At 72.1% G+C, this 23,830-nt stretch carries 19 protein-coding genes, 1 pseudogene and 1 riboswitch; of the genes and pseudogenes, 9 read left to right on the forward strand and 11 right to left on the reverse strand.

Going from position 1 to position 23,830, the window contains the following annotated elements; all coding sequences use genetic code 11:
* Window positions 1-5 precede the first annotated feature (5 nt).
* Window positions 6-2,615: a CDP-glycerol glycerophosphotransferase family protein gene (locus tag ACQ86L_RS05825; RefSeq protein WP_434318060.1), complete on the forward strand. Its 2,610-nt coding sequence runs from the start codon at window positions 6-8 to the stop codon at window positions 2,613-2,615.
* 97 nt (window positions 2,616-2,712) lie between these two features.
* Here the strand turns inward: ACQ86L_RS05825 and ACQ86L_RS05830 are convergent, their stop codons facing one another.
* On the reverse strand, window positions 2,713-4,353 hold the full coding sequence (locus tag ACQ86L_RS05830) for an acyl-CoA dehydrogenase family protein (protein WP_434318061.1): 1,641 nt from the start codon (window positions 4,351-4,353) through the stop codon (window positions 2,713-2,715).
* Window positions 4,354-4,399: 46 nt separating this feature from the next.
* Between ACQ86L_RS05830 and ACQ86L_RS05835 the strand changes: the two genes are divergently transcribed.
* Window positions 4,400-4,972 carry a GNAT family N-acetyltransferase gene (locus tag ACQ86L_RS05835; RefSeq protein WP_434318062.1) on the forward strand — a complete coding sequence of 191 codons (573 nt, stop codon included), beginning with the start codon at window positions 4,400-4,402 and terminating at the stop codon, window positions 4,970-4,972.
* A gap of 49 nt (window positions 4,973-5,021) precedes the next feature.
* Here the strand turns inward: ACQ86L_RS05835 and ACQ86L_RS05840 are convergent, their stop codons facing one another.
* Window positions 5,022-6,809 (reverse strand): ABC-F family ATP-binding cassette domain-containing protein, encoded by a 1,788-nt coding sequence (locus ACQ86L_RS05840; protein ID WP_434318063.1) that lies wholly within the window; start codon window positions 6,807-6,809, stop codon window positions 5,022-5,024.
* A 130-nt stretch (window positions 6,810-6,939) separates the two neighbouring features.
* Here ACQ86L_RS05840 and ACQ86L_RS05845 point away from each other — a divergent pair, with 130 nt between their 5' ends.
* Window positions 6,940-9,840 carry a helix-turn-helix transcriptional regulator gene (locus ACQ86L_RS05845; protein WP_434318064.1) on the forward strand — a complete coding sequence of 967 codons (2,901 nt, stop codon included), beginning with the start codon at window positions 6,940-6,942 and terminating at the stop codon, window positions 9,838-9,840.
* A 260-nt stretch (window positions 9,841-10,100) separates the two neighbouring features.
* Here the strand turns inward: ACQ86L_RS05845 and ACQ86L_RS05850 are convergent, their stop codons facing one another.
* From ACQ86L_RS05850 to rsmI, 5 genes are all read right to left on the reverse strand, one after another.
* Complete coding sequence (locus tag ACQ86L_RS05850; protein ID WP_434318065.1) at window positions 10,101-11,045, reverse strand: 4-(cytidine 5'-diphospho)-2-C-methyl-D-erythritol kinase; 945 nt, start codon at window positions 11,043-11,045, stop codon at window positions 10,101-10,103.
* Window positions 11,046-11,090: 45 nt separating this feature from the next.
* Window positions 11,091-11,936, reverse strand: a complete 846-nt coding sequence (rsmA, locus tag ACQ86L_RS05855) for a 16S rRNA (adenine(1518)-N(6)/adenine(1519)-N(6))-dimethyltransferase RsmA (protein WP_434318066.1) — start codon at window positions 11,934-11,936, stop codon at window positions 11,091-11,093.
* Window positions 11,933-12,862 (reverse strand): TatD family hydrolase, encoded by a 930-nt coding sequence (locus ACQ86L_RS05860; RefSeq protein WP_434318067.1) that lies wholly within the window; start codon window positions 12,860-12,862, stop codon window positions 11,933-11,935. The genes rsmA and ACQ86L_RS05860 overlap by 4 nt, the downstream gene beginning before the upstream one ends.
* Complete coding sequence (metG, locus tag ACQ86L_RS05865; protein WP_434318068.1) at window positions 12,859-14,448, reverse strand: methionine--tRNA ligase; 1,590 nt, start codon at window positions 14,446-14,448, stop codon at window positions 12,859-12,861. Before metG ends, ACQ86L_RS05860 begins: the two co-directional genes overlap by 4 nt.
* Window positions 14,449-14,547: 99 nt before the next feature.
* Window positions 14,548-15,369 carry a 16S rRNA (cytidine(1402)-2'-O)-methyltransferase gene (rsmI, locus tag ACQ86L_RS05870; protein ID WP_434318069.1) on the reverse strand — a complete coding sequence of 274 codons (822 nt, stop codon included), beginning with the start codon at window positions 15,367-15,369 and terminating at the stop codon, window positions 14,548-14,550.
* Between the two features lie 25 nt (window positions 15,370-15,394).
* Here rsmI and ACQ86L_RS05875 point away from each other — a divergent pair, with 25 nt between their 5' ends.
* The 4 genes from ACQ86L_RS05875 (at window position 15,395) to ACQ86L_RS05890 (ending at window position 19,881) form a co-directional block, all read left to right on the forward strand.
* The gene (locus ACQ86L_RS05875; RefSeq protein ID WP_434318070.1) at window positions 15,395-16,123 is read left to right on the forward strand and encodes a phospholipid carrier-dependent glycosyltransferase; all 729 of its coding nucleotides are present in this window, start codon (window positions 15,395-15,397) and stop codon (window positions 16,121-16,123) included.
* Window positions 16,099-17,019, forward strand: coding sequence for a hypothetical protein (locus tag ACQ86L_RS05880; protein WP_434318071.1), 921 nt, complete (start codon window positions 16,099-16,101; stop codon window positions 17,017-17,019). The genes ACQ86L_RS05875 and ACQ86L_RS05880 overlap by 25 nt, the downstream gene beginning before the upstream one ends.
* 56 nt (window positions 17,020-17,075) lie before the next feature.
* Complete coding sequence (locus tag ACQ86L_RS05885; protein ID WP_434318072.1) at window positions 17,076-18,698, forward strand: S53 family peptidase; 1,623 nt, start codon at window positions 17,076-17,078, stop codon at window positions 18,696-18,698.
* 145 nt (window positions 18,699-18,843) lie between these two features.
* On the forward strand, window positions 18,844-19,881 hold the full coding sequence (locus ACQ86L_RS05890) for a YeiH family protein (protein WP_434318073.1): 1,038 nt from the start codon (window positions 18,844-18,846) through the stop codon (window positions 19,879-19,881).
* A 16-nt stretch (window positions 19,882-19,897) separates the two neighbouring features.
* Here the strand turns inward: ACQ86L_RS05890 and ACQ86L_RS05895 are convergent, their stop codons facing one another.
* Window positions 19,898-20,212: a DMT family transporter gene (locus tag ACQ86L_RS05895; RefSeq protein ID WP_434318074.1), complete on the reverse strand. Its 315-nt coding sequence runs from the start codon at window positions 20,210-20,212 to the stop codon at window positions 19,898-19,900.
* Between the two features lie 11 nt (window positions 20,213-20,223).
* Window positions 20,224-20,288: riboswitch (guanidine-III (ykkC-III) riboswitch) on the reverse strand.
* A gap of 122 nt (window positions 20,289-20,410) precedes the next feature.
* On the opposite strand from ACQ86L_RS05895, the gene ACQ86L_RS05900 reads away from it, so the two are divergent.
* Window positions 20,411-21,709, forward strand: coding sequence for an O-acetylhomoserine aminocarboxypropyltransferase/cysteine synthase family protein (locus ACQ86L_RS05900; protein ID WP_434318075.1), 1,299 nt, complete (start codon window positions 20,411-20,413; stop codon window positions 21,707-21,709).
* Window positions 21,706-22,292 (forward strand): annotated as a pseudogene (locus ACQ86L_RS05905) (CoA-binding protein). Before ACQ86L_RS05900 ends, ACQ86L_RS05905 begins: the two are co-directional and overlap by 4 nt.
* Before the next feature lie 13 nt (window positions 22,293-22,305).
* Here the strand turns inward: ACQ86L_RS05905 and ACQ86L_RS05910 are convergent.
* From ACQ86L_RS05910 to ACQ86L_RS05920, 3 genes are all read right to left on the reverse strand, one after another.
* Window positions 22,306-22,818: a type II toxin-antitoxin system VapC family toxin gene (locus ACQ86L_RS05910; protein ID WP_434318076.1), complete on the reverse strand. Its 513-nt coding sequence runs from the start codon at window positions 22,816-22,818 to the stop codon at window positions 22,306-22,308.
* Window positions 22,815-23,048, reverse strand: coding sequence for a FitA-like ribbon-helix-helix domain-containing protein (locus ACQ86L_RS05915; protein WP_345834400.1), 234 nt, complete (start codon window positions 23,046-23,048; stop codon window positions 22,815-22,817). The genes ACQ86L_RS05910 and ACQ86L_RS05915 overlap by 4 nt, the downstream gene beginning before the upstream one ends.
* 155 nt (window positions 23,049-23,203) lie before the next feature.
* A complete protein-coding gene (locus ACQ86L_RS05920; protein WP_345834399.1) occupies window positions 23,204-23,785 on the reverse strand; it encodes a class I SAM-dependent methyltransferase in 582 nt (193 codons plus the stop codon).
* Window positions 23,786-23,830: the final 45 nt, after the last annotated feature.

Raw genomic sequence — 23,830 nt, forward strand, 5'->3', positions numbered from 1 at the left:
CGGCGATGAGACTTTCCCTGAAGCGCCTCCCCTCCCGAGTGAAGCGCGCAGCCCGCTTCGAGATCCACGCGCACTGGCGCCGGCAGCCCCTCGTCCTGGGCTCCGTCTTCTACGAGTCGTTCTCCGGCAACGGGATGCTGGACAACCCCGAGGCGCTGTTCCGCGAGCTCCTGGCCGCGCCCGACCTGAAGCACCTCACCCACATCTGGGCGCTGTCCGACCTGCACCAGTACCGCGCAGCCGTCGAGGAGTTCGCCGACGACCCGCGCGTGACGTTCGTGCGCTACGGCTCGGCCGCCTACTACCGGGCGCTCGCCACCAGCCAGTACCTCGTCAACAACGCGACGTTCCCGTACGACTTCTCCAAGCGGCCGGGGCAGGTCTACCTCAACACCTGGCACGGCACCCCGCTCAAGCGGATGGGCTACGACATCGACGGCGGCGCGCTCGCGACCGCGAACATCGTGCGCAACTTCGTCCAGGCCGACTACCTGCTGGCGGCCAACGAGTTCATGACCGACCAGATGTACCGCACCGGGTACAAGCTCGACGGCATCTACCGCGGCACCATCGTCGAGGAGGGCTACCCGCGCCTCGACCGGCAGTTCCTGGACGACGCCCAGCGGGAGGATGTGCGCCGCCGCCTGATCGCGTCCGGCATCCCGCTCGGCGACCGCGAGGTCATCCTGTACGCGCCGACCTGGAAGGGCCAGGTCTTCGGCCGGCCCGAGGACGACCTCGACGCGATGCTCTCCCACATCGCCCAGGTGGAGGAGCGCATCGACACCAGCCGGTACGCCGTGCTCGTGAAGACCCATCAGAGCGTGCACGCGCTGGCCGCCGACCGCCCCGAGCTGGCGCGGATGCTGGTGCCCAACGAGATCCCGACCAACCTCGTGCTCGGCGCCACCGACATCCTGGTGACCGACTACTCCAGCATCTTCTTCGACTTCCTCGGCACCGGACGGCCGATCCTGTTCTTCACCCCCGACCTCGCCGACTACGCCGGCACGCGCGGGCTGTACTTCGAGCCGGAGGAGTGGCCGGGCCCGGTGCTGATGTCGGCGGCCGAGCTGGGCGACGCCCTTGCGGCGGTGGCCGAGGACGGCGACCGGGTGCCCTCCGACTCGCGGGAGAAGTACCTGGCGATGCAGCGCCGGTTCACCCCGTACGACGACGGCTCGGCCGCCGGGCGCGTCGTGGACATCGTGTTCCGCGGCGTGCGCGAGGGCTACCGGCTGCGCACCTCGCTGGAGGACGACGGCCGCGAGAAGATCCTGCTGTACCTGGGCGGGATGCGCCCGAACGGCATCACGACCTCCGCGCTCAACCTGCTCAACAACCTGGACCACGAGCGCTACGACGTGTCGGCGTTCTTCGCGCAGAGCGGCTCGCAGGCGGCGATCGGGAAGCAGGAGCAGATCCACCCGGCGGTCCGCCAGTTCCCGCGGGTCGGCGGGATGAACGGCGCGAAGCTGCGCCACCTCGCCCGGCACCTCGACTTCCGCCGCGGGCGTACTGCGCAGCACGCCGAGACCGCCGCCCAGAACCAGCTCTGGGACGACGAGTGGTACCGCTGCTTCGGCGACAGCCGCTTCGACTACGTGGTCGACTTCTCCGGCTACGGGCCGTTCTGGGCGATCCTGCTGCTGCACTCCCCCGACGCGCAACGGGCGATCTGGCTGCACAACGACCTCGCCTCCGACGCGCACCGCGAGGTCAACGGCGAGAAGCGGATGCTGCACTCGCTCACCCAGCTCTTCACCCTGTACGCGCAGTACGACCACCTGGTGTCGGTCTCCCCCACGCTGTCCGACGTGAACCGGGCGTCGCTGGCGGAGTTCGCGCCGCCGGAGAAGTTCCTGTCGGCCCTCAACACCGTGGACGCCGAGCACATCCTGCAGAACGCGAAGGGTGACCTCCGCCGGGAGGCGTTCGACGAGGAGGCCGGCAGCGTCCCCGACTGGGCCGAGACCCTGCTCGCGCCGGCGGACGACGTCACCACCTTCGTCAACGTGGGACGGCTCTCGCCGGAGAAGAACCAGGAACGACTCATCCGCGCCTTCGCGCAGGTGCACGCCGAGAACCCGAAGACCCGGCTGGTCATCGTCGGCGCCGGCCCGCTCCAGGAGCACCTGGAGGCGGTCGTCGCCACGCTCGGCCTGCAGGGCTCGGTGTACCTGACCGGGATGCAGCGCAACCCGCACGCGATCATGGCGAAGACGGACTGCTTCGTGCTGTCGAGCGACTACGAGGGCCAGCCGATGGTCATCCTGGAGGCGCTCGTCCTCGACCTCCCGATCGTGACGGTCGAGTTCGCGTCGGCGAAGAACGCCCTCCCGGCAGGCACCGGCCTGGTCGTCCCGCAGTCGGTCGACGGCGTCGCGGACGGGATGCGCGCGTTCCTGCGCGGCGAGGTCCCGGCCCGCCCGTTCGACTGGGCGGCGTACAACCGCAAGGCGGTGGGCGAGTTCTATCGGGCGATCGGCGCGCAGCCGGTCGTGGCGGCGGCCGCGGAGGTGGAGGCGGCCGCGCCGTCTGCGGTGCCGCTGGACGCGCCGGGTCCCGCGACGGGTGCGGCACCCGAGGCGACGGAGGCCGCGGCGGCGGAGTAGCCTCCACCCCAGAATCGGGGCGGGCGCTCCCCGTCCGCCTGCTCCTAAGCACGCGGCCGGACTGCTGGGCGGGCTATTCGACTGGTCTCCCTGACGTTCAGGCGCGGGCGACGATGGCGGCGGTGTCCACCCCCGCCGGCAGCTCCCCGTAGAGGGACCCGCGATCCGGCCCGAGCCGTGCGGCGACGAAGGCGTCGGCGACCGCCGGGGGCGCGTGCCGGATGAGCAGCGACGCCTGCAGCGCCACCGCGAGCGCGGCGACCAGTGTGCGCGCCGACGACTCGTCCGCCTCCGCCACCGCGCGGCGCAGCCGGTCGTGGTGCGCGTCGTACACGGTGTGGATGCCCCGGGCCGTCGCGAGCTCGGCGTCGAACGCCGCCACGCTCGCCGGGTCGCGCCCGATGGCGCGCAGCACGTCCAGCGCGATGACGTTGCCCGAGCCCTCCCAGATCGCCATCACCGGCTGCTCCCGATAGCGCCGGGCCAGCGGGAACGCCTCGGTGTAGCCGTTGCCGCCAAGGCACTCCATCGCCTCGTAGGCATGGCCGGGACCGCGCTTGCAGACCCAGTACTTGCTCACCGCGGTGGCCAGCCGGCGGAACGCGACCTCGGCCTCCGGGGCGTCGTCGTCGTGCGCGCGGGCCAGCCGCAGCGCGACCGCTGTCGCCGCCTCCGACTCCAGCGCCAGGTCCGCGAGCACCGCCGTCATCGCGGGCTGTTCGACCAGGCGGCGGCCGAACGCGGCTCGGTGCCGGACGTGCCACGCCGCCTCCGCGACGGCCTGCCGCATCCCCGCGGCGCTGCCGAGCACGCAGTCGAGCCGGGTGCGGTTCACCATCTCCAGGATGGTGCGCACGCCGCGGCCCTCCTCGCCGAGGAGGTAGCCGACCGTGTCCGCGAACTCGATCTCGCTGGAGGCGTTCGACCGGTTGCCGAGCTTGTCCTTCAGGCGCTGGATCAGGAAGACGTTGCGGGTGCCGTCCTCCAGCACTCGAGGAACGACGAAGCAGCTCAGCCCGCCCGCCGTCTGCGCGAGCACCAGGAACGCGTCGGACATCGGCGCGGAGCAGAACCACTTGTGGCCGGTCAACAGCCAGCGCCCGTCGCCGTCGGCGAGCGCCCGCGTCGTGTTGGCGCGCACGTCGGAGCCGCCCTGCTTCTCGGTCATCGCCATCCCGAACAGCGCGGAGGCCTTGCCGGCCCCGAGCCGGCCGTCGTAGTCGCGGGACAGCAGCCGCGGCACCCACTCGGCCGCGAGCTCCGGAGAGGCGGCCAACGCCGGAACCGCCGCATGCGACATCGAGACCGGACAGGCGTGCCCCGGCTCGACCTGCGCGAACAGCATGAAGGTCGCGGCGCGCGCGACGTTCGCCCCGGGGCGCGGGTCGGCCCAGGCGGCCGTGTGCGCCCCGGCCGCGACGGCCTCCCGGATGATGCGGTGATAGCTCTCGTCGTACTCGACCTCGTCGATGCGGGCGCCCCACCGGTCGAAGGTCCGAAGCTGCGGCTCGCGGACGTTCGCCCGCTCGGCGTCGGCCTGGAACTCCGCAGAGCCGACCAGCCGGCCGACGGCGCCGAGGTCGGATACGGCCCAGTCGGCGTCGTACCGCTCGACGGCCTCCCGCAGCGGAAGGTTCGCGGCGAACTCGTCCAGGTCGACGCGCGGCGGGGATTGGTTGAGGACGGGGGCGGCGTGCTGATTCACGACGGCCTGATTCACGACGGTGTGGGTCGGCATGCGGCGAGTCTAATCCGGGGCTCCGGTCGCGATTACGCTGATCCGGGTGCACATCCCCACCATCCTCACCACCGACCGGCTCACCCTTCGCCCGTGGCGCGATGACGACGCGGGCTTCGCCTTCGACCTCTACTCGCGGTGGGAGGTGGCGCGGTTCCTCGGCCGCACCCCCGCCATCATGACCGAGCAGGCGGAGGCCGAGCGGCGGATCGCGCGGCTGCGGGCTCTGGAGGACGACCTGCGCGCGTTCCGCGTCGTGGAGCTGGCGGGCACGCCGGTCGGCACGGTGATGCTGCAGCCCATCCCGGCCTCCGGACCCGAGCCGCTGCGGCCGTCCGGGGACACCGAGATCGGCTGGCACTTCCACCCGGACCACTGGGGCCACGGCTACGCGGCGGAGTCGGCGCGCGCCCTGCTCGTGGCGGCGCTCGCGGACCTCCCGCGGGTGGTCGCGGTCACCTATCCCGAGAACGCGGCGTCGCAGCGTGTCTGCGAGCGGATCGGGATGCGCCGGCTCGGCCCGTCCGACGCGTATTACAACGTGCGGATGGAGTTGTTCGAGGCGTCGGCAACGGAGGAGATCCCGGCCGGGGTGGCAGGGATATCCTCCGTTGGCTGACTTCGGGACAGGTTTCGGAGTGGATGTCCTCCGTTAGCGACAGCGGCGCTCAGGCTTCCAGCTGCTCGCTCAGCTCCAGCCAGCGGGTCTCCTGGTCGGCGATCTCGCCCTCCAGGGCGCGCAGCTCGTCGGTGAGGCGGCCGAGACCGACGTAGTCGCTCTGGTCGTGGCGGGCGATCGACTCGTGGTGGGCGGCGACCTGGCCGGCCAGCTTCGTGAGGCGGCGGTCGATGGAGGCCAGCTCCTTCTCAGCCGTACGGAGGGCGGCGCCGGACAGCGCAGGGGCCGAAGCGGGCGCGGGCACCGCAGAGGCGGCCGCAGCGGGTGCGGCGCTCCGCTCGCGCCGCAGCCGCAGGTACTCGTCCACCCCGCCCGGCAGGTGCCGGAACGCCCCGTCCAGCACCGCGTACTGCTGGTCGGTCACCCGCTCCACCAGGTACCGGTCGTGCGACACCACCAGCAGCGTGCCCGGCCAGCCGTCGAGCAGGTCCTCCATCGCGGCGAGCATGTCGGTGTCGAGGTCGTTGGTCGGCTCGTCCAGGATGAGCACGTTCGGCTCGTCCAGCAGGATCAGCAGCAGCTGGAGTCTGCGTTTCTGCCCGCCGGAGAGGTCCTTGACCGGCGTGGACAGCTGCGCGTTGGTGAAGCCGAGGCGCTCCAGCATCTGGCCGGGCGAGACCTCCTTGCCGCCGGCGAGGTACGTCGTGCGCTTGTCGGCCACGACCGCGCTCACCCGGAGGTCGCGGACAGCCTCCAGCTCGTCGAGCTGCTGCGTGAGCGTCGCGATCTTGACCGTCTTGCCGCGCTTGACCCGGCCCGCGGTCGGCTCGACCGTGCCGGCGACGAGGCCGAGCAGCGTGGACTTGCCCGCGCCGTTGATCCCGAGGATGCCGGTGCGCTCGCCGGGCGCGATCCGCCACTCGACTCCGCGCAGAACGGTCTTCGGCGGGAACTCGACCGTGACGTCGATCAGGTCCACCACGTCCTTCCCGAGGCGGGCGGTGGCCAGCTTGGTGAGCTCGACGGTGTCGCGCGGGGCCGGCTCGTCGTCGATCAGGGCGGCGGCCGCGTCCATCCGGAACTTCGGCTTGGTGGAGCGCGCGGGCGCCCCGCGGCGGAGCCACGCCAGCTCCTTGCGCATCAGGTTCTGCCGCTTGGTCTCCGCGACCGCGGCCATCCGGTCGCGCTCGACGCGCTGCAGGATGTACGCCGCGTACCCGCCCTCGAACGGCTCCACGATGCCGTCGTGGACCTCCCAGGTCGCCGTCGACACCTCGTCCAGGAACCAGCGGTCGTGCGTCACCACCACGAGCGCGCCGGAGGCGGCCGGCCAGCGCCGCTTCAGGTGGGCGGCGAGCCAGGCGACGCCCTCGATGTCGAGGTGGTTGGTCGGCTCGTCCAGGAAGAGGATGTCGTGGTCGTGCACCAGGAGCGCGGCGAGCGCCACCCGGCGACGCTGGCCTCCCGAGAGCTCGCCGATCGTCGCCTCCCACGGGACATCGGAGACGAGCCCGGCCAGCACGTCGCGCACGCGCGGGTCGCCGGCCCAGGTGTGCTCGTCGCGGTCGCCCACGATGGCACGGCCGACGGTGAGCGCGTCCGGCAGCCGGTCGCGCTGGTCGAGCATCCCGACCGTCACGTCGCGGCGGCGGGTGACCCGTCCGGAGTCGGGCTCGATCCGCCCGGCGAGCAGCGAGAGGAGGGTGGACTTGCCGTCGCCGTTGCGGCCGACGACGCCGATGCGGTCGCCTTCGGAGACGCCCAGCGTCAGCGAGTCGAAGACGACCCTGGTCGGGTATTCGAGGTGCAGCGACTCGGCGCCGAGGAGATGAGCCATACGGTGTTCCAGCCTACCGTCGCGAGCGCCCGCTCCCCCACCTTGGGGGAAACCGACCGGACACACTGCTGTGGGATGATCGAGGGACCGGACCGCGCGTTCCCGACCCGCGCGGTCGATGGGGCTGACCGTGACCGACGAGCTGGCGATCGTACGCCCACTCTTCGGACGCGACCGGGCAAGGGAGACCATCCTGCTCGTCGCCCACCGCGCGATCGACCGCGGCGGCGCCGTGCTCGTGACCGGCGAGGCGGGGCTGGGCAAGACCTCCCTGCTCGCCGACATCGCCGAGCGGCTGGACGGCTGGACCGTGCTGCGGGTGAGTGCCGACTCGTTCGAGTCCGACCTCGCGTACGCGACCGTCGAGACCCTCGTGCGCGGGCTGACCGCGCTGCGCGGTGCGGATGACGCCACCATCCGCCCTCCGGCCCCGGAGGACGACGCCCTCACCGTCGGGAGGCTGCTCCTCGACGCGATCGACGGGCTGGCCGGGCCGGTGTGCCTCATCGTGGACGACGCGCAGTGGGTGGACGAGCCCTCCGCGCGGGCGCTGCGGTTCGTGGTGCGGCGGCTGTCCGACCGCGGTTTCCTGTTCACCGCGGCCTCGCGCCCGCAGCCGAACAGCGTGACCGCCCTGTTCGACGACCTCGCGGCGACCTCCGTCAACCACGCCCGCATCGACCTCACCCCGCTCACCGTCTCCAACACGCAGGAGCTCGCCGAGCACCTCCTGGGCCACGCCATCTCGCGTCGCACGGCGACCCGCCTCACCGAGGCGACCCAGGGCTCCCCGCTGCTGCTGAGCGTGCTGCTCGGTCAGCTCCGCGACACGTTCGAGCAGGCGCTGCATCCCGCGGGCTGGGATCTCCCCGACACCGCGATCATGCCGCTCGCGTCGGCCATCTCCGCCGCGCTGGAGGGCGCCGACCCGTCCGTGCGGACCGCCGCCGAGTTCGTCGCCGTGCTGCGCGACCCGCTGCCCGCGCCCGTCGTCGGCAGCATCGCCGCCCGGCTCGGCGTCAGGCTCGACGTCCCCGGCGCCGTGACGCGCGGGCTCGTCCTCGGCCGCACCCGCGACGGTGTGCTCTGGGTCGAGCCGGCACACGCGCTGCTCGCCGACGCGCTCGCCGCCGAGCTGAACGTGGAGCGCCGGGTCGCCATCCACCGGGTCGCCGCCGAGGTGCTGGACGGCCACCGCGCGCTCCGCCACCGGGTGGAGGCCGCCGACACCGCCGACCCGCTGCTGGTCGACGAGCTGCTCACCGCCGCGCTGGCCGCCGCCGACCAGGGCCACGCCGAGCAGGCGATGAGCTACGCGCGCTCGGCGATGCACCTGGCCACCGACGGCGAGCTGGAGCGCGCGCTGATCGAGCTGGGGCTGCTCGCGATGCGGTTCCGCCTGCACGAACAGATCCTGGAGCTGCGGCCGGCGATCGAGGCCATGGCGCCCTCGCCCACGCGCGACGCGGTGCTGCTGGAGCTGCGCACCCTCTCCCGCGACGTGCCCGGCGCCCTGGAGCTGGCCCTGAAGCTGGAAGCCGCGCCCGCGACCACGCCGGACGAGCGCGCGATCCGCACCCACGTCGCCGAGGCGATCCCGAAGGTGCTGATGGCGATGGGCGACTTCGCCGGCGTCCTCGACCACCTGGAGACCGCCCGCGTTCACATCGCGGAGTGCCCGCTGCCGGAGGAGGTCGCCGACCCGGCGCTGCGCTGGCTCGCCGAGCCCGACGAGCACCTGGTCCGGCTGCTCGGCTGGGCGCTCAACTCGGCCGCGCACGCGCGCCGGCCCGACCTGTTCGCGCCGCTCACGGCCGAGCTGGACGAGGTCCTGGCGCACCACGAGTCGCCCGCCGCCGTCGACGCGCTCGTCGCGCGCTCCCGGGTGTCCATCCTCGGCGGCGACGTCGAGCACGCCCGCGCCGACCTGGCCAGAGCGAACGAGCTCCTCCGCCGCTTCCCGTCGAGCTGGACCGCAGGGTTCGCCCGCACGATCTACGCGCACATCCTCTTCCTCGTCGGCGAGTGGGAGGAGTCGGTCACGCTGGCCGACGCCGCCGTGGCGCTCGCCCTGGACGAGACCGACCTGTCCGGCTGGCCGATCGCGCTCTGGACCTCCGCCCTGGTCCGCGCCGGACGCGGCGAGGCCGGCCCGGTGGGCGAGCGGCTGCGCTCGGCCGCGCGGGCCGACCCGCGGTTCATCGGCTCCTACGACGGCGACCTGCCGTTCCTCGCCAGGGCCGAGCTCGCCCGCGCGCTCGGCCGCCCGGAAGAGCAGCTCCAGGCGACCGTCGACGCCGAGGCCGCGGCGACGCGCGCCTCCACCCTCGGCTGGCTCACGTACCGCGTCGACGCGCTCGCGACGCTCGGCCGCGCGGCAGAGGCGCGCGCCGCCTACGAGCGCTGCGTCGCGCCCGGGCTGTGGCGGCCCTATTACGGCTCGCTGCGCTGGCTCGAAGGCCGGGTGCTGGAGGCAGAGGACCGGATCGCGGAGGCGGTGACCGCGTACCGGGAGGCCGCGCAGGAGTGCCGCTTCGCGTTCCCCGAGGCGGTCGCCGCGCTGGACGCCGGCCGGCTGCTCGCGGCGGACGCCGGCGAACGCGACGAGGCCGAGACCCACCTGGAGGCCGCCGCCGCGACCTTCCGGCGCCTCGGCGCCAGCAGCTACCTCGCCAGGGCCGCGCATCAGCTCGACACGCTGCGCTCATCCGTCAGCGGCCCGGCCGACGGCGAGCGCGGCGCCGACGGCGGGATCGGGGACCCGCTCGCCTCGCTCACGACACGCGAGCGCCAGGTGGCCCACGCGCTGGCCGCCGGCATGACCAACAAGGAGATCGCGGAGCGGCTGTACGTCTCGGTCACGACCGTCAACTTCCACGTGCGCAACATCCTCGCCAAGCTCGGGATGCGCTCCCGCCGCGAGCTGCGCTCGCTCGCCCTCCCCGCCGCAGGCCCGTCAGAAGCGACCGACCCGTCAAGAGTTGACGGTTTTGCGGTCCCCCACTATGAGGACACGCACCCCGCTCGCTAACGTGGTTCTCACCCGGGATGCCCGACCCGCACCCGCACGGATACGACTCAGATGAACGAATCGTCTCAACCCGACGTGCGCTGCGGATCGGGCGTCCTCGGGCTCCGGCGCCCGCCCGAACGCGCGCCTGTGCGCCTCACCAGCGCCGAGTACACCTGGATCGCCGGGATGTGGCCCGACATGGCCCGGCTTCCCAGGGTGCTCGGCGGGTCGGGTGCTCGGCGCGTCGGGTGCTCGGCGGGTCGGCGGCAGGCCGTGCCTCAGTCTCCGACGACCCGCGCCCCGTGCACGGGACCGGTCGCCCGCACCGCGCGGATGCGGGAAGCGCTCAGCGCGATCTGCAGTTCGAGCGCGTTGTCGAGGTCCGCCGTCAGGAACGCCACCGTCGGCCCGGAGCCGGACACGATGCCCGCGAGCGCGCCGTTCAGCTCGCCGAGCTCCAGCACCTCCGCGATGCTCGGGGCCAGGTGGATCGCCGGCGCCTGGAGGTCGTTCGTGAGCGCCTCGGCCAGCATCGCCGGGTCGCCCGCGCGCAGCGCCTGGAGGATCTCCGCATCCACGCTCGGGCTGCGCTCGGCGGGCGCGATGTCGCCGATGTGGCGCTGCCGGTGCCGGTCGAGCTCGCTGTAGACGGCGGGCGTGCTGAGCTCGCCCTCCGGCAGCGCGAGCACCCACTGGAACTGCCCGGTCGCCAGCGCCGGGCTGAGCCGGTCGCCGCGGCCGGTGCCGATCGCCGTACCGCCGACCATCGCGAAGGGGACGTCGGCGCCGAGCCGGGCGGCCAGGGCGAGCAGCTCCTCGCGGCCGAGCTCGGTGCCCCACAGCGCATCGCACGCGACCAGGGTCGCGGCGGCGTCGGCCGAGCCCCCGCCCATGCCGCCGGCGATCGGGACGTGCTTGTCGATCTCCAGCCGGACGCCGCCGGTGTGGCCGGTCTTCTTGGCCAGCAGCTTGGCGGCCTTGATGGCCAGGTTCGTGCCGTCGGTCGCCAGTCCGCTCGTGTCGACGCTCCCCGAGAAGCTGACCGAGAAGTCGTCGGCCCGGTATGCGCGGACGTCCTCGTACAGCGAGACGGCCTGGTAGGCGGTCGCGACGTCGTGGTAGCCGTCGTCGCGGACGGCGCCGACGCGCATGAAGACGTTGATCTTGCCCGGCGCACGCACATGCACGGCATCCACGTCCCACCCCGTACCAGCCTCGACCATGCCTCAAACCTACACACCGCGGGGCCGCTGCGAGGACCACGCGGATCAGGCGGTTTCGGCGAGTCTCACGAAGTCGTCGAGCTGGAGCTGCTCGCCCCGCAGCGAGGGGCTGATGCCGGCGGCCTCCAGCGCGGTCGCGGCGGAAGTGGGGTCGCCGAAGACGACGGAGAGCGACTGCCGGAGGGTCTTCCTGCGCTGCTGGAAGGCGGCGTCCACGAGAGCGAACGTGCGGCGGCGGAGGGCCTCGTCGCCGCGCGGCTCCGCACGACGGTCGAAGGCGACGAGCACCGAGTCCACGTTGGGAACCGGCCAGAAGATCTGCCGGCTGACGTTGCCCGCCGTGCGCCAGTCGCCGTACCAGGCTGCCTTGACGCTGGGCGCGCCGTAGACCTTGGAGCCGGGGCCGGCGGCGATGCGGTGGCCGACCTCCGCCTGCACCATGACGACGCCGGAGCGGAGGGTCGGGAAGGTCTCCAGGAAGTGCAGCAGCACGGGCACCGAGACGTTGTACGGCAGGTTGGCGACCAGCCGCGTCGGCTGCTCCGGCAGCTCCGTCACGGTGAGCGCGTCCTGGTGCACGACGGTCAGCCGCTCGGCGACAGAGGGCGCGAGCTGCTCGACCGTGACCGGGAGCTGGGCGGCGAGGCGGCGGTCGATCTCCACGGCGACGACGCGCGCGCCGGTCTCCAGGAGGCCGAGCGTGAGGGAGCCGAGACCGGGCCCGACTTCCACCACGACGTCACCCGCTTCCACCTCCGCCACCCGGACGATGCGGCGGACGGTGTTGCCGTCGATCACGAAGTTCTGGCCGAGCTTCTTGGTCGGGGTGACGTCGAGCAGCTCCGCGAGGTCGCGGATCTCGGCCGGGCCGAGCAGGCGCAGCTCGCTCACGCGATCGTCCCGATCGGACCCGACGGCGGCTGCCCGACCGGCTCGCTGTCCCAGCGGCCGTACACGAGCTCGGTGTTGGAGTTGACCTGGGCCGCGAGCGTGGAGGCGTCGGTCTCCAGATACTCGGCCATCGCCCGCAGCGTGTGCGGGATGAGGTACGGCGCGTTCGGCCGGCCGCGGTACGGCATCGGGGTGAGGAACGGCGCGTCGGTCTCGACCATGATCAGGTGGCGCGGCGCGGCCCGGAGCGCGGCCCGGAGGTTCGGCGCGTTCTTGAACGTGATGTTGCCCGCGAACGACAGGTACCAGCCGTTGTCCGCGCAGATCTCGGCCAGCTCCACGTCGCCGGAGAAGCAGTGGAAGACGGTGCGCTCGGGCGCGCCGACCCGTTTCAGCGTCGACACGACGGCGGCGTGCGCGTCCCGGTCGTGGATCTGCAGCGCGATGCCGTTCTGCTTCGCGATCTCGATGTGTGCCTCGAAGGACGCGAACTGCGCGTCGCGGCGCGGCCCGGCCTCCGTGCGGAAGAAGTCGAGCCCGGTCTCCCCGACGGCCCGCACGCGCGGCCGTCCGGCCAGCTCGGCGATGACCGCGAGGGCGTCGTCCAGCTCGCCCCGCTCGGCGTAGTCGGGAGCGTCGTTCGGGTGGAGGGCGACGGCGGCCAGCATGCGCGGCTCGATCGCCGCCATCTCCGCCGACCAGCGGGAGGTCTCCACGTCGTTGCCGACCTGGACGACCCCGCGCACGCCGACGCTGGAGGCGCGGTCGAGCTGCTCGCGGTAGTCCAACGGGTCGTTCCCGTCCGCGATCTCCAGATGCGTGTGATTGTCGTAGACGGGCACGACCAGCGCCTCCGGCAGCGGCGGGTACGCGAGGTCGCGACCGTCAGTGACGCGTCGCTGCCGGATGAACGCGGGGTCGGTCATGCCCCCTGCACCACGTCCGCCTCGATCCGCGGGAACAGCGCTTCGAGCCCGTTGACCTCGGTGCCGGCGGGGAGCTGCCCCCAGTCGCCGGCCTTCCGCAGCGGCTGCGCGTCCAGCGGGCCGAGCTCCGCCGTGACGCCGAGCGCGGTCCACAGCTTGGCCGTCGCCTTCGGGATCACCGGGGAGAGCAGCACCGCGAGCGCACGCAGGCCCTCCGCCGCCGTGTAGAGCACCGTCTGCAGGCGCTCGCGCTTGGCGTCGTCCTTCGCGAGCGACCACGGCTCCTGGATCGTGATGTAGCCGTTGAGCTCGTCCACCACCGTCCACACCGCGGCGAGCGCGTCGTGGATCGCGAGCGTGCTCATCGCGGCGTCGGCGTCGGCCGTGGCCTTCGCGACGACCTGCTGCACGTGGAGGTCGGCCTCCTCGTAGGTCGCCGCGGGCGGCACGACACCCTGGAAGTAGCGCGTGACCATCGCAACCACGCGCGACGCCAGGTTGCCGAAGCCGTTGGCGAGCTCGGCCTGGTAGCGCGCGGCGAGGTCCTCCCAGCTGAACGAGCCGTCCTGGCCGAAGTTGATCGCGCGCAGGAAGTAGTAGCGGAACGCGTCGGAGCCGAAGGTGTCGGTGATCTGGGTGGGCGCGATGCCGGTCAGCTTGGACTTGGACATCTTCTCGCCGCCCACGAGCAGCCAGCCGTGGCCGAACACGCGGTGCGGCACCTCCAGGCCCGCGGCCATCAGCATCGCGGGCCAGATGACGGCGTGGAAGCGGAGGATGTCCTTGCCGACCAGGTGCGTCGCCGGCCAGCGCCGCTCGAAGGTCGCGTCGTCCTGGCCGTAGCCGACCGCGGTCACATAGTTGAGGAGGGCGTCGAACCACACGTAGACGACGTGCGACTCGTCCCACGGCACCTTGATGCCCCAGTCGAAGCTCGACCGCGAGATGGACAGGTCGCTGAGCCCCTGCCGGACGAAGGACACGACCTCGTTGCGCGCCGACTCCGGCTGCACGAACTCCGGGCGGTCCTCGTAGAGGGCGAGCAGGCGGTCGGCGAAGTCGCTCATCCGGAAGAAGTAGTTCTTCTCCTGCAGCAGCTCCAGCGGCTTGGAGTGGATGGCGCAGACCTTCTGGCCCTCGTACTCCCCCGTGCCGTCCACGATCTCGCTCTGCGGCTTGAACTCCTCGCAGCCGACGCAGTAGAGCGCCTCGTACTCGCCCGCGTAGATGAAGCCGTCGTCGTACAGCTTCTGCAGGAACTTCTGCACGTTCTTCTCGTGCCGCTCGTCGGTGGTGCGGATGAAGTCGTCGTTGGCGATGTCGATGGTCTTCAGCAGCGGCAGCCACTCGTTCGTCACCAGCCGGTCGGCCCACTCCTTCGGGGTGGTGCCGTTGGCGGTCGCGGTGCGCAGGATCTTCTGCCCGTGCTCGTCGGTGCCGGTGAGCAGCCAGGTGTCGTCGCCGGCCTGACGGTGCCAGCGCGCGAGGACATCCGCGGCGACCTCCGTGTAGGCGTGCCCGATGTGCGGGACGTCGTTGACGTAGAAGATCGGCGTGGTGATGTAGAACGCGGAGCCGTCGGACATGCTGACCATCCTACGGCCGCGCGCACCCCTCCTCGCCCCGTATTACCACCGCCGCCGAGACGTGACTCGTTGCGGGAATCCGGCCCCGGATTCCCGCACCTACTCACGTCTCGCGGCCAGGGCGGCCTGGTAGAGGTCGCGGCGGGAGAGGCCGGTGAGCTCGGCGACCTCGGCGGCGGCCTCCTTGAGGCGGGCGCCGTCGGCGACGAGGGCCTGGACCTGGGCGAGCGCGGTGGCGGGGTCGGCCTCCCGGGCGGGGGCGCCCGCGACGACCACGACGATCTCGCCGCGCGCGCCGTCGGCCGCCCATTCGGCCAGCTCGGCGAGCGTTCCGCGGCGGACCTCCTCGTGCAGCTTGGTCAGCTCGCGGCACACCACCGCGCGGCGGTCGGCGCCGAAGACCTCCGCCAGGTCGGCGAGGGAGGCGCCGAGCCTGTTGGGCGACTCGAAGAACACCATCGTCCGCTGCTCGGCCGCGAGCGCGCGCAACGTCGACGTGCGCTCGCCGTGCTTGCGCGGCAGGAAGCCCTCGAACGTGAAGCGGTCGGTCGGCAGGCCGGAGACGGCGAGCGCCGTGAGCACCGCGCTCGGACCCGGCACGACGGTCACGCCGACGCCGGCGGCGGCAGCGGCCTCCACCAGCGGGAAGCCGGGGTCGGAGACCGTGGGCATCCCGGCGTCGGAGAGCACCACCACGTCCTGGTCGCGGGCCAGCTCCACCAGCTCGGCGGCGCGGTCGCGTTCGTTGTGCTCGTGCAAGGCGATCAACCGCGGCCGGTTCTCGACGCCGAGGCCCGCCAAGAGGCGCTGCGTGACGCGGGTGTCCTCGGCGGCGACCACCGTTGCGGAGCCCAGCAGCTCGACCAGGCGGGCGGAGGCGTCGCCGAGGTTTCCGATCGGCGTCGCGGCGAGGATGATCATGGGTCCAGTCTGTCAGGATGTCCTGGTGACCTCCCCCGACATCGCCGCGACGGGCGCCCGGCCGGCCGCGCACGCCGCGCCGGCCCGCACCGGCAGCCGGCTGGACGACTGGTGGGCGCGCGTCCTGCGCACACCGCAGCGGCTGCAGCTCTGGTACTGGGGCGCGCCGATCGCGGTCACCCTGCTCGCCGCAATCCTGCGGCTGTGGGACCTCGGCACCCCGCACGTGCTCGTCTTCGATGAGACCTTCTACGTCAAGGACGCCTGGAGCCTCCTCCACCTCGGCTACGAGGGGAGCTGGCCCGACAAGGCCGACCAGTCGTTCAACGCGGGCAACACGAACATCTTCGAGTCCTCCCCGTCGTTCGTCGCCCATCCGCCGCTCGGCAAGTGGATCATCGCGCTCGGGATGGCCGCGACGGGAGCGGGCAACTCGTTCGGCTGGAGGCTGTCGACCGCCGTCGTCGGCATCCTCGCGGTGCTGATCGTGTTCCTCATCGCCCGCGTGCTGTTCTCCTCCACGATCATCGCCACCATCGCGGGCTTCCTGTTCGCGATCGACGGGCACGCCATCGTGATGAGCCGCGTCGCGCTGCTCGACAACATCGTGATGTTCTTCGCGCTGCTCGCGTTCGGCTGTGTCCTCCTCGACCGGCGCTGGCACGCGAACCGGCTCGCCGCGAAGCTCCTCGCCGCCCGGCGGGCAGGGCGCGACCCTCGTGGGGACCCGTGCTCTGGTGGCGCCCGTGGCTGATCGCCGCCGGCATCCTGACCGGGCTCTGCGCGGGCGTGAAGTGGAGCGGCTTCTACTTCCTCGCGTTCTTCGCCGTCTACGTCGTGATCGTGGACATCGTCGCCCGGCGCCGGGAGGGCGTCGCCTTCTACATCAGCGGCGCCCTGCTCAAGCAGGCGCCCGCGACGTTCGTGCTGATGGTCCCGATCGCGTTCGTCTCGTACGTCGCCACCTGGACCGGGTGGCTCGTGACGAAGGGCGGCTACTACCGCGAGTGGGCGCAGTCGGTGCACACGCAGTGGACGGGCGGCCTCTCCTGGGTGCCGCTGTGGTTCCAGAACCTCTGGCACTACCAGTCGGAGATGTACAACTACAGCATCAACCTGCACGTGCCGCACCCGTACCAGGCCAACCCGCTCACGTGGCTGTTCATGATCCGGCCGACGAGCATGTACTACACCGGCAACGCGTACGGCCAGGCCGGCTGCACCGCGCCGGGAGGCTGCTCGGCGGCGATCACGTCGCTCGGCAACCCGATCATCTGGTGGGCGGCCGCCGCCGCGGTGTTCTACCTGGTCTACCGGCTCGCCCGCTACCGCGAGTGGCAGGTCGGGCTCATCCTCACCGGCCTCGCGGCGGGGTACCTGCCCTGGCTGCTCTACATCAACCGCACGATCTTCCAGTTCTATGCGATCGCGTTCGAGCCGTACACGATCCTGGCCCTCGCGGCGGTCATCGCGCTGGTGCTCGGCAAACGCACCGACCCGGAGCGGCGACGGCGCACGGGGATCGCCTGGACGGCGGTGTTCCTCGGTCTGGCGACCGTCGTGTCGGCGTTCTTCTGGCCGATCTGGACGGCGCAACAGGTGCCGTTCTGGTTCTGGCAGATCCACATGTGGCTGCCGAGCTGGGTCTGACCATTCTGCTCGGGCGGGGGCTGCCACTGTCGGCTCCCGGTGGTAGACCGAGCAGTATGGATGCCGAAGAGCCGCTGAACCTTGTCCCCCTTCCCGGAAGCGAACGGCCTGAACGGCCGGGCTTCCAGACGCACGGAGCCCTCGCTCCCGACACGCCCGTCGAGGCGACGCTGATCCTGCGCCGCCGGGCGCCGCTGCCCGACGACGCCTTCACGTCGCACCTGACCACGCAGGAGCTCGGCGACCGCTACGGCGCCTCGCCGGAGGACGTCCAGCTCGTGACCTCCACCCTCACGAGCCTCGGCGTGACGATCGACGAGGAGAACGCGGCCGAACGGCGTGTGCGCGTGTCCGGTCCGGTCTCCGTCCTCGCCCGCGTGTTCGGCACGGACCTCGCCGAGGCCCGGCCGGCCGACGCCGGGGCGGATGCCCCGAGCTTCCGGCAGCGCTCCGGCGGTCTGAGCATCCCGGCCCAGCTCGACGGCGTCGTGACCGCGGTGCTCGGGCTCGACGACCGCCCGCAGGCGCGCGCCCAGTTCCGGCTGACGCCGGCCGCCGCGGTGACCACCAGCTACACGCCGCCCCAGCTCGGGAAGGTCTACGACTTCCCCGCGGGCACGGACGGCAGCGGCCAGACCATCGCCATCATCGAGCTGGGCGGAGGCTACGTGCAGGCCGACCTCGACACCTACTTCGCCGGCCTCGGCATCCCCTCGCCGTCCGTGACCGCCGTCGGCGTGGACGGCGCCGCGAACGTCCCCGGCCAGGACCCCAACGGGGCGGACGGGGAGGTCATGCTCGACATCGAGGTGGCCGGCGCCCTCGCCCCCGGCGCCGCGCTGCTCGTGTACTTCGCGCCCAACACCGACGCGGGCTTCCTGGACGCCATCAGCACCGCCGCGCACGCGACCCCCACCCCCGCGGTGATCAGCGTGAGCTGGGGCCAGTCCGAGGACCAGTGGACCGCCCAGGCACGCAACGCCTTCGACCAGGCCCTCCAGGACGCCGCCGCCCTCGGCGTGACCACGACCGTTGCAGCGGGCGACGACGGCAGCACCGACCGCGTCGGCGACGGCAAGGCGCACGTCGACTTCCCGGCCTCCTCCCCGCACGCCCTCGCCTGCGGCGGCACACGGCTGGAGGCGGACCCGTCGACCGGCGCGGTCACCTCGGAGACGGTCTGGAACAACGGCGCGGGCAACGGTGCGACCGGCGGCGGTGTCAGCGACGTCTTCGCGCTGCCGTCGTGGCAGCAGAACGTCGGGGTGCCGCCTGCCCCCGCCGGGGGTCACGCGGGAGGCACTCCCAAGCCCCACAGCGGGACCCACGCAGGAGGCTCCGCGAAAAAGGGCGGCCGTGGGGTGCCCGACGTCTCGGCCGTGGCCGACCCGCAGACCGGCTACCAGGTGCGCGTCGACGGGAAGGACATGGTCATCGGCGGCACCAGCGCCGTCGCGCCGCTGTGGGCCGCGCTGATCGCCCGGCTGGCGCAGTCCACCGGGACCCGCTTCGGCCTGGTGCAGCCGAAACTGTACGACTCGATCCGAGCCGGACAGGTCGCCACCGGGTTCCGGGACATCACGTCCGGGAACAACGGCGCCTACACCGCGGGGTCCGGCTGGGATGCCTGCACCGGCCTCGGCGTCCCCGACGGCGCCCGCCTCCTGTCGGCTCTCTGACCCGCTCGCACGAACCATCTGACAGAACACGCCGCGTCGCCCGTCAGCCGGGCGGCGTGTTCTGTCAGGTAGATGCTTGGGATTCGCGAGCCGGCCGCCGCGGCCCGTGTCGGGAGCGCGTGCGCGGGGACGCAAGAATGGGGAGGTGACCTCACCCGCCACTCCGCCCGCACCCTCCCCCGCCCGCTCGGCTCTGGCGTGGCTGCCCGGCGTCGTCGCGGCGGGTCTCGCTGCGGCCGCGGCCTGGGGAATCCACTGGCTGGCGCCGGCGGTGCCGCTGCTCACGGCGGCGGTCGTGCTGGGGATCGTCGTGGGGCAGATCCCGGCCGCGCGCGGCGCCCTCGGCGGCGTGCTGGCCCCCGGCCTCGCGGTGAGCGCGAAGCGGCTGATGCGGATCGGCGTCGTACTGCTCGGCCTCAAGCTCAGCCTCGGCGACATCGCCGGGCTCGGCTGGGTCGCCATCCTGACGACCGTCGGGATCGTGGTGTTCAGCTTCGCCGGGACCTTCCTGATCGGCCGGCTCTTCCGCCTCCCGGGCCACCAGCCGCTGCTGATCGCGACCGGCTTCTCCATCTGCGGCGCGTCCGCGATCGGCGCGATGAGCGGTGTCGTGAAGCCGAAGGACGAGGAGGCCGCCACCCCGGTCGCGCTCGTCACCCTGTGCGGTACGCTCGCGATCTTCGTGCTGCCGCTGCTCTGGCATCCGCTGGGCCTCTCCGGCCTGCAGTTCGGTCACTGGGTCGGCGGCGGCGTCCACGACGTCGGCCAGGTGGTCGCGACGGCGCAGATCGCGGGCCCCGCCGCGCTGTCCGTGGCGATCGTCGTCAAGCTCACCCGCGTCCTCATGCTCGCCCCGACCGTGGCGATCGCGGCGATCGTCGAGCGCCGCCGCCGGGTGGAGGGCGACCCGAGCGTCAAGCGCCCTGCGGTCGTCCCACTGTTCGTCGCGGGCTTCATCGCCGCCGTGCTGATCCGCTCGTTCGTACCGCTCCCCGCCGCCGTGACCGACGGCGCCGACACGCTGCAGACGATCCTGCTCGCGATGGCACTCTTCGGCCTCGGAACCGCGGTCCGGCTGCGCACCCTCCTCGGAACGGGCTGGCGGGCGCTCGCGACGGGGCTGCTCTCGTGGGCCCTGATCGCGGCGCTGGCACTCGGCGCGGTGTGGGTGTCGGCTGCCTGAGCGATGATCCCGCGCGCTAGCGCACGAGCTTCAGCCCGACCACGCAACCGACCAGGCCGAGGATGAGCAGGAGCTTCACGATCGAGAAGCCGTCGCCGCCGAAGACCATCGCGTAGAGCACGGTGAGCGCTGCACCGATGCCCACCCAGACCGCGTAGGCCGTGCCGGTGGAGATCTCGCGCATCGCGTACGCGAGCCCGCCCATCGAGGCGAGCAGGCCGGCGACGAACACGACGGACGGCCAGAGGCGGGTGAACCCGGCGGACTTCCCGAGGGCCGTCGCCCAGACGGCTTCGAGCACGCCGGAGAGGATGAGGACGATCCACGACACGATGACGACTCCTTGGCCAGTCTTGTCGCGTGCCGGGTACTGAACCGTCGTCCGGGATCGCGGTGCTGCGATCTCCTCCAGGGTAGCGACGCAGCCTGAGCACGGGCGGTGCACGGCCGCCGCGCGGGACCGATTCGGATGACCGCGTGTTACGGCATCCGCCCGACCGGCTCCTGCGGCCTCGGGTAGCGTGGCGGCATGGCTGATCGCGAATATGGCTTCCGGACCCGTGCGATCCACGCGGGCAACATCCCCGACCCCGTGACCGGGGCGCGCGCATTGCCGATCTACCAGACCAGCGCGTTCGTGTTCGACGACACCGCGGACGCCGCCGCCCGCTTCGCCCTGCAGAAGTACGGCAACATCTACTCCCGGCTGGAGAATCCCACGGTCGCCGCGTTCGAGGAGCGCGTCGCGAGCCTGGAGGGCGGCATCGGCGCCGTCGCGACCGCGAGCGGGCTGAGCGCGCAGTACATCACCTTCGCGTCACTGGCCGGGGCCGGCGACCACATCGTGGCGTCCGCCAACCTCTACGGCGGCTCGATCACGCAGCTCGACGTGACGCTGCGCCGGTTCGGCGTGGACACGACGTTCGTGCAGAGCTCCGACCCGGCCGACTACGCGGCGGCGATCACCGACCGCACCAAGCTGGTGTTCGCCGAAACGATCGCCAACCCGTCCGGCGAGATCGCCGACATCGAGGGGCTGGCCGAGGTCGCCCACGCCGCCGGCGTCCCGCTGATCATCGACTCGACCATCGCCACGCCCTACCTGAACCGGCCGATCGAGTGGGGCGCGGACGTCGTCATCCACTCGGCGACGAAGTTCCTCGGCGGCCACGGCACGACCCTCGGCGGCGTCGTCGTGGAGAGCGGCCGCTTCGACTGGCACACGGAGAAGTTCCCGCTGTTCGGCCAGCCGGTGCCGTCGTACGGCGGACTGCAGTGGTCGGGCAACTTCGGCGAGTACGCCTTCCTCACCCGGCTGCGCGCCGAGCAGCTCCGCGACATCGGCCCGTCGCTCGCCCCGCACTCCGCGTTCCTGCTGGCGCAGGGCGTCGAGACGCTCCCCTACCGGATCCAGGCGCACGTCGACAACGCCCGCGCGGTCGCCGAGTGGCTCGACCAGGACCCCCGGATCGAGAAGGTCTTCTGGGCCGGCCTTCCTGAGCACCCGCATCACGGGCGCGCGCAGAAGTACCTCCCGAAGGGCCCGGGCAGCGTGTTCTCGTTCGTCGTGAAGGGCGGACGCGAGGTCGGCCAGCGCCTGATCGAGTCGGTGAACCTCGCGAGCCACCTCGCGAACATCGGCGACGCGAAGACACTCGTCATCCACCCCGCCTCCACGACGCACGCGCAGCTCACCGAGCAGCAGCTCTTCGACGCGGGCGTGCTCCCCGGCGTCGTGCGCATCAGCGTCGGCATCGAGGATGTGGACGACATCATCTACGATCTGGACCAGGCGCTCAGCGCAGCGGCGAAGGAGGCGGCAGCATGACGACCACGGCCGAAACGGACGCCACCACGACCGAGGTCCAGCTCGTCAACGGCCTGAGCTGCTCCTCCCGTCCGACTCGCCGCTGGCGAAGCTCCTGAAGTCGCAGCGCACCTGGACCGGCCCCGACGCCAAGGAGCGTCTCCGCATCCTTCGCGCCGCGAAGTCGGTGGCGATCGTCGGCGCGTCGGCGAACCCGGCGCGCTCCAGCTATTTCGTCGGGACGTACCTTCAGCAGTCGAGCGACTTCCGCGTGTACTTCGTGAACCCGAACGCCGACACGATCCTGGGGCAGAAGGCCTACCCGGATCTCGCGTCACTTCCCGAGGTGCCGGACATCGTGGACGTGTTCCGCCGCGCGAGCGACATCCCCAGCGTGATCGACGAGGCCGTGGCCGTCGGCGCGCCGACCGTCTGGGTGCAGCTCGGCATCTGGAACCAGGAGGCCGCCCAGTACGGTGAGTCCCTCGGCCTCACGGTCGTGATGGACCGCTGCATCAAGATCGAGCACGCCCGCTTCCACGGCGGACTTCACCTGCTCGGCTTCGACACCGGCCAGATCACCGCCCGCAAGACGCTGCGCTGAGCTATTCGCTGACCTATTCGTCGACGGCCTTCAGCCGACCTCCCTTCACCGCGGGCAGCGACTCCATCGCCCGCGTGAGCCGCTTGTCGGTCGTCACGAGCGGGGCCGTGAGCAGTTCGGACAGCGCGACGAACGTCGCGTCGAACCCGCTGAGGGTGCCCCGCAGATCCCACACCCGCTGCTCCACCGTCTCGAACGGCCACGGCTCGATGGGGAGCTCCAGGAGCTCGGCGTAGGCCATCGACGCCTCGGCGTCGCTCAGGTCGCCCCGCAGGCGCAGCTTGCGCAGGACGTTTGCCGCCTCGCCGAACATCAGATCGGGCGCGGCGAGGTCGCGGCCGCGCAGGCGCTCGGCCACGGCCCGGCCGTTCTCGCCGGGGTCGACGAGGAGGTCGATGACGGCGCACGTGTCGACGATGACCGTCTCCGGCAGACCGAAGTCGTGCGGGAACGGGTCGGCGGACGCCGCCGAGGGATGCGCGGCGAGGGCCGCCGTGCGTCGCACGGCGGCCGCCACCGCGGTCACTCGCGGCTCCGGGCGATCATGTCGGCCACGGCTTCGCGGTCGAGGGGCGGGAAGTGCTCCGCGCGGCGGCGGATGCTGTCGAGGACGTCGTCGACCGTGCGCTTGCCGGCGAGACGGGTGAGTTCATGCACGAGGTACTCCTGAAGTGATCGCCCCGAGCGCGCCGCACGCGCCGCGAGCTCGTCGCGGACCTCGTCCGGAACGGAGCGGATGGTGATTGAAATGGGCATGCATGCAGTTTAGCAGCGTGGGATGCATTGTGCAGGTGCCTTTCTGTCGGTGGATGTCATGGGTCCATCCTGAGCGGGCGGAGACGTGCGAAAACGGCCAGCGCGAAATCAGTGGAGAAGTCGCCAGGAGGCAGTTGCTGTGGAGGAGTTCGCGATCACGCCCGCGCCACGATGTGGAACACGTGCCAGTGCTTCGGCCCTTCGAACGACATCCCGCGCCGGTCGTCCTCGACCAGCCGCAGGACCTCCAGCCCGGTGAGCATGGCCTCCACCCCCGCTCGGTCGTGGAAGTTCATCCCCGGCCGCCCGAACCACTCGTCGTGCGGACCGAACAGCTCGCCCGCGAACACGCCGCCGGGCTCGATCGCGTCCCGGATGTCCGCCCACAGGTAGGGGAACCGCGTCGGGTCGCAGAACGGCAGCGCGAACCCGGCGTAGACGAGCTCGGCGCGCGGCAGCTCCCCGAGCGCCTCGAAGGTGGCGCAACGCGTCGACACGCGGCCGGAGGCCTCCGGGTCCAGCCCTGCACGCACCCGCTCGTCCACCGCCGGATCGGAGTCCACGGCGAGCACCTGCCAGCCGCGCTCGGCGAGGTCGCGCGTCTCGACCCCGTCGCCGCAGCCGAGGTCCACGGCGGTCCCCGCCGGCCCGTCCCACGCCGCGAGCGCCGACTCGAAGGTCGGCCGGACGCCGCGTCCGCCCTGCTTCTCGTAGAAGTGCGACCAGTCGAACGCCATGCCCGAAGCCTACGCGCGGCGCGGCACGGAACGCCCGGCCCTGGC

Source organism: Leifsonia sp. P73, assembly GCF_051059105.1.
Taxonomy (GTDB): domain Bacteria; phylum Actinomycetota; class Actinomycetes; order Actinomycetales; family Microbacteriaceae; genus Leifsonia.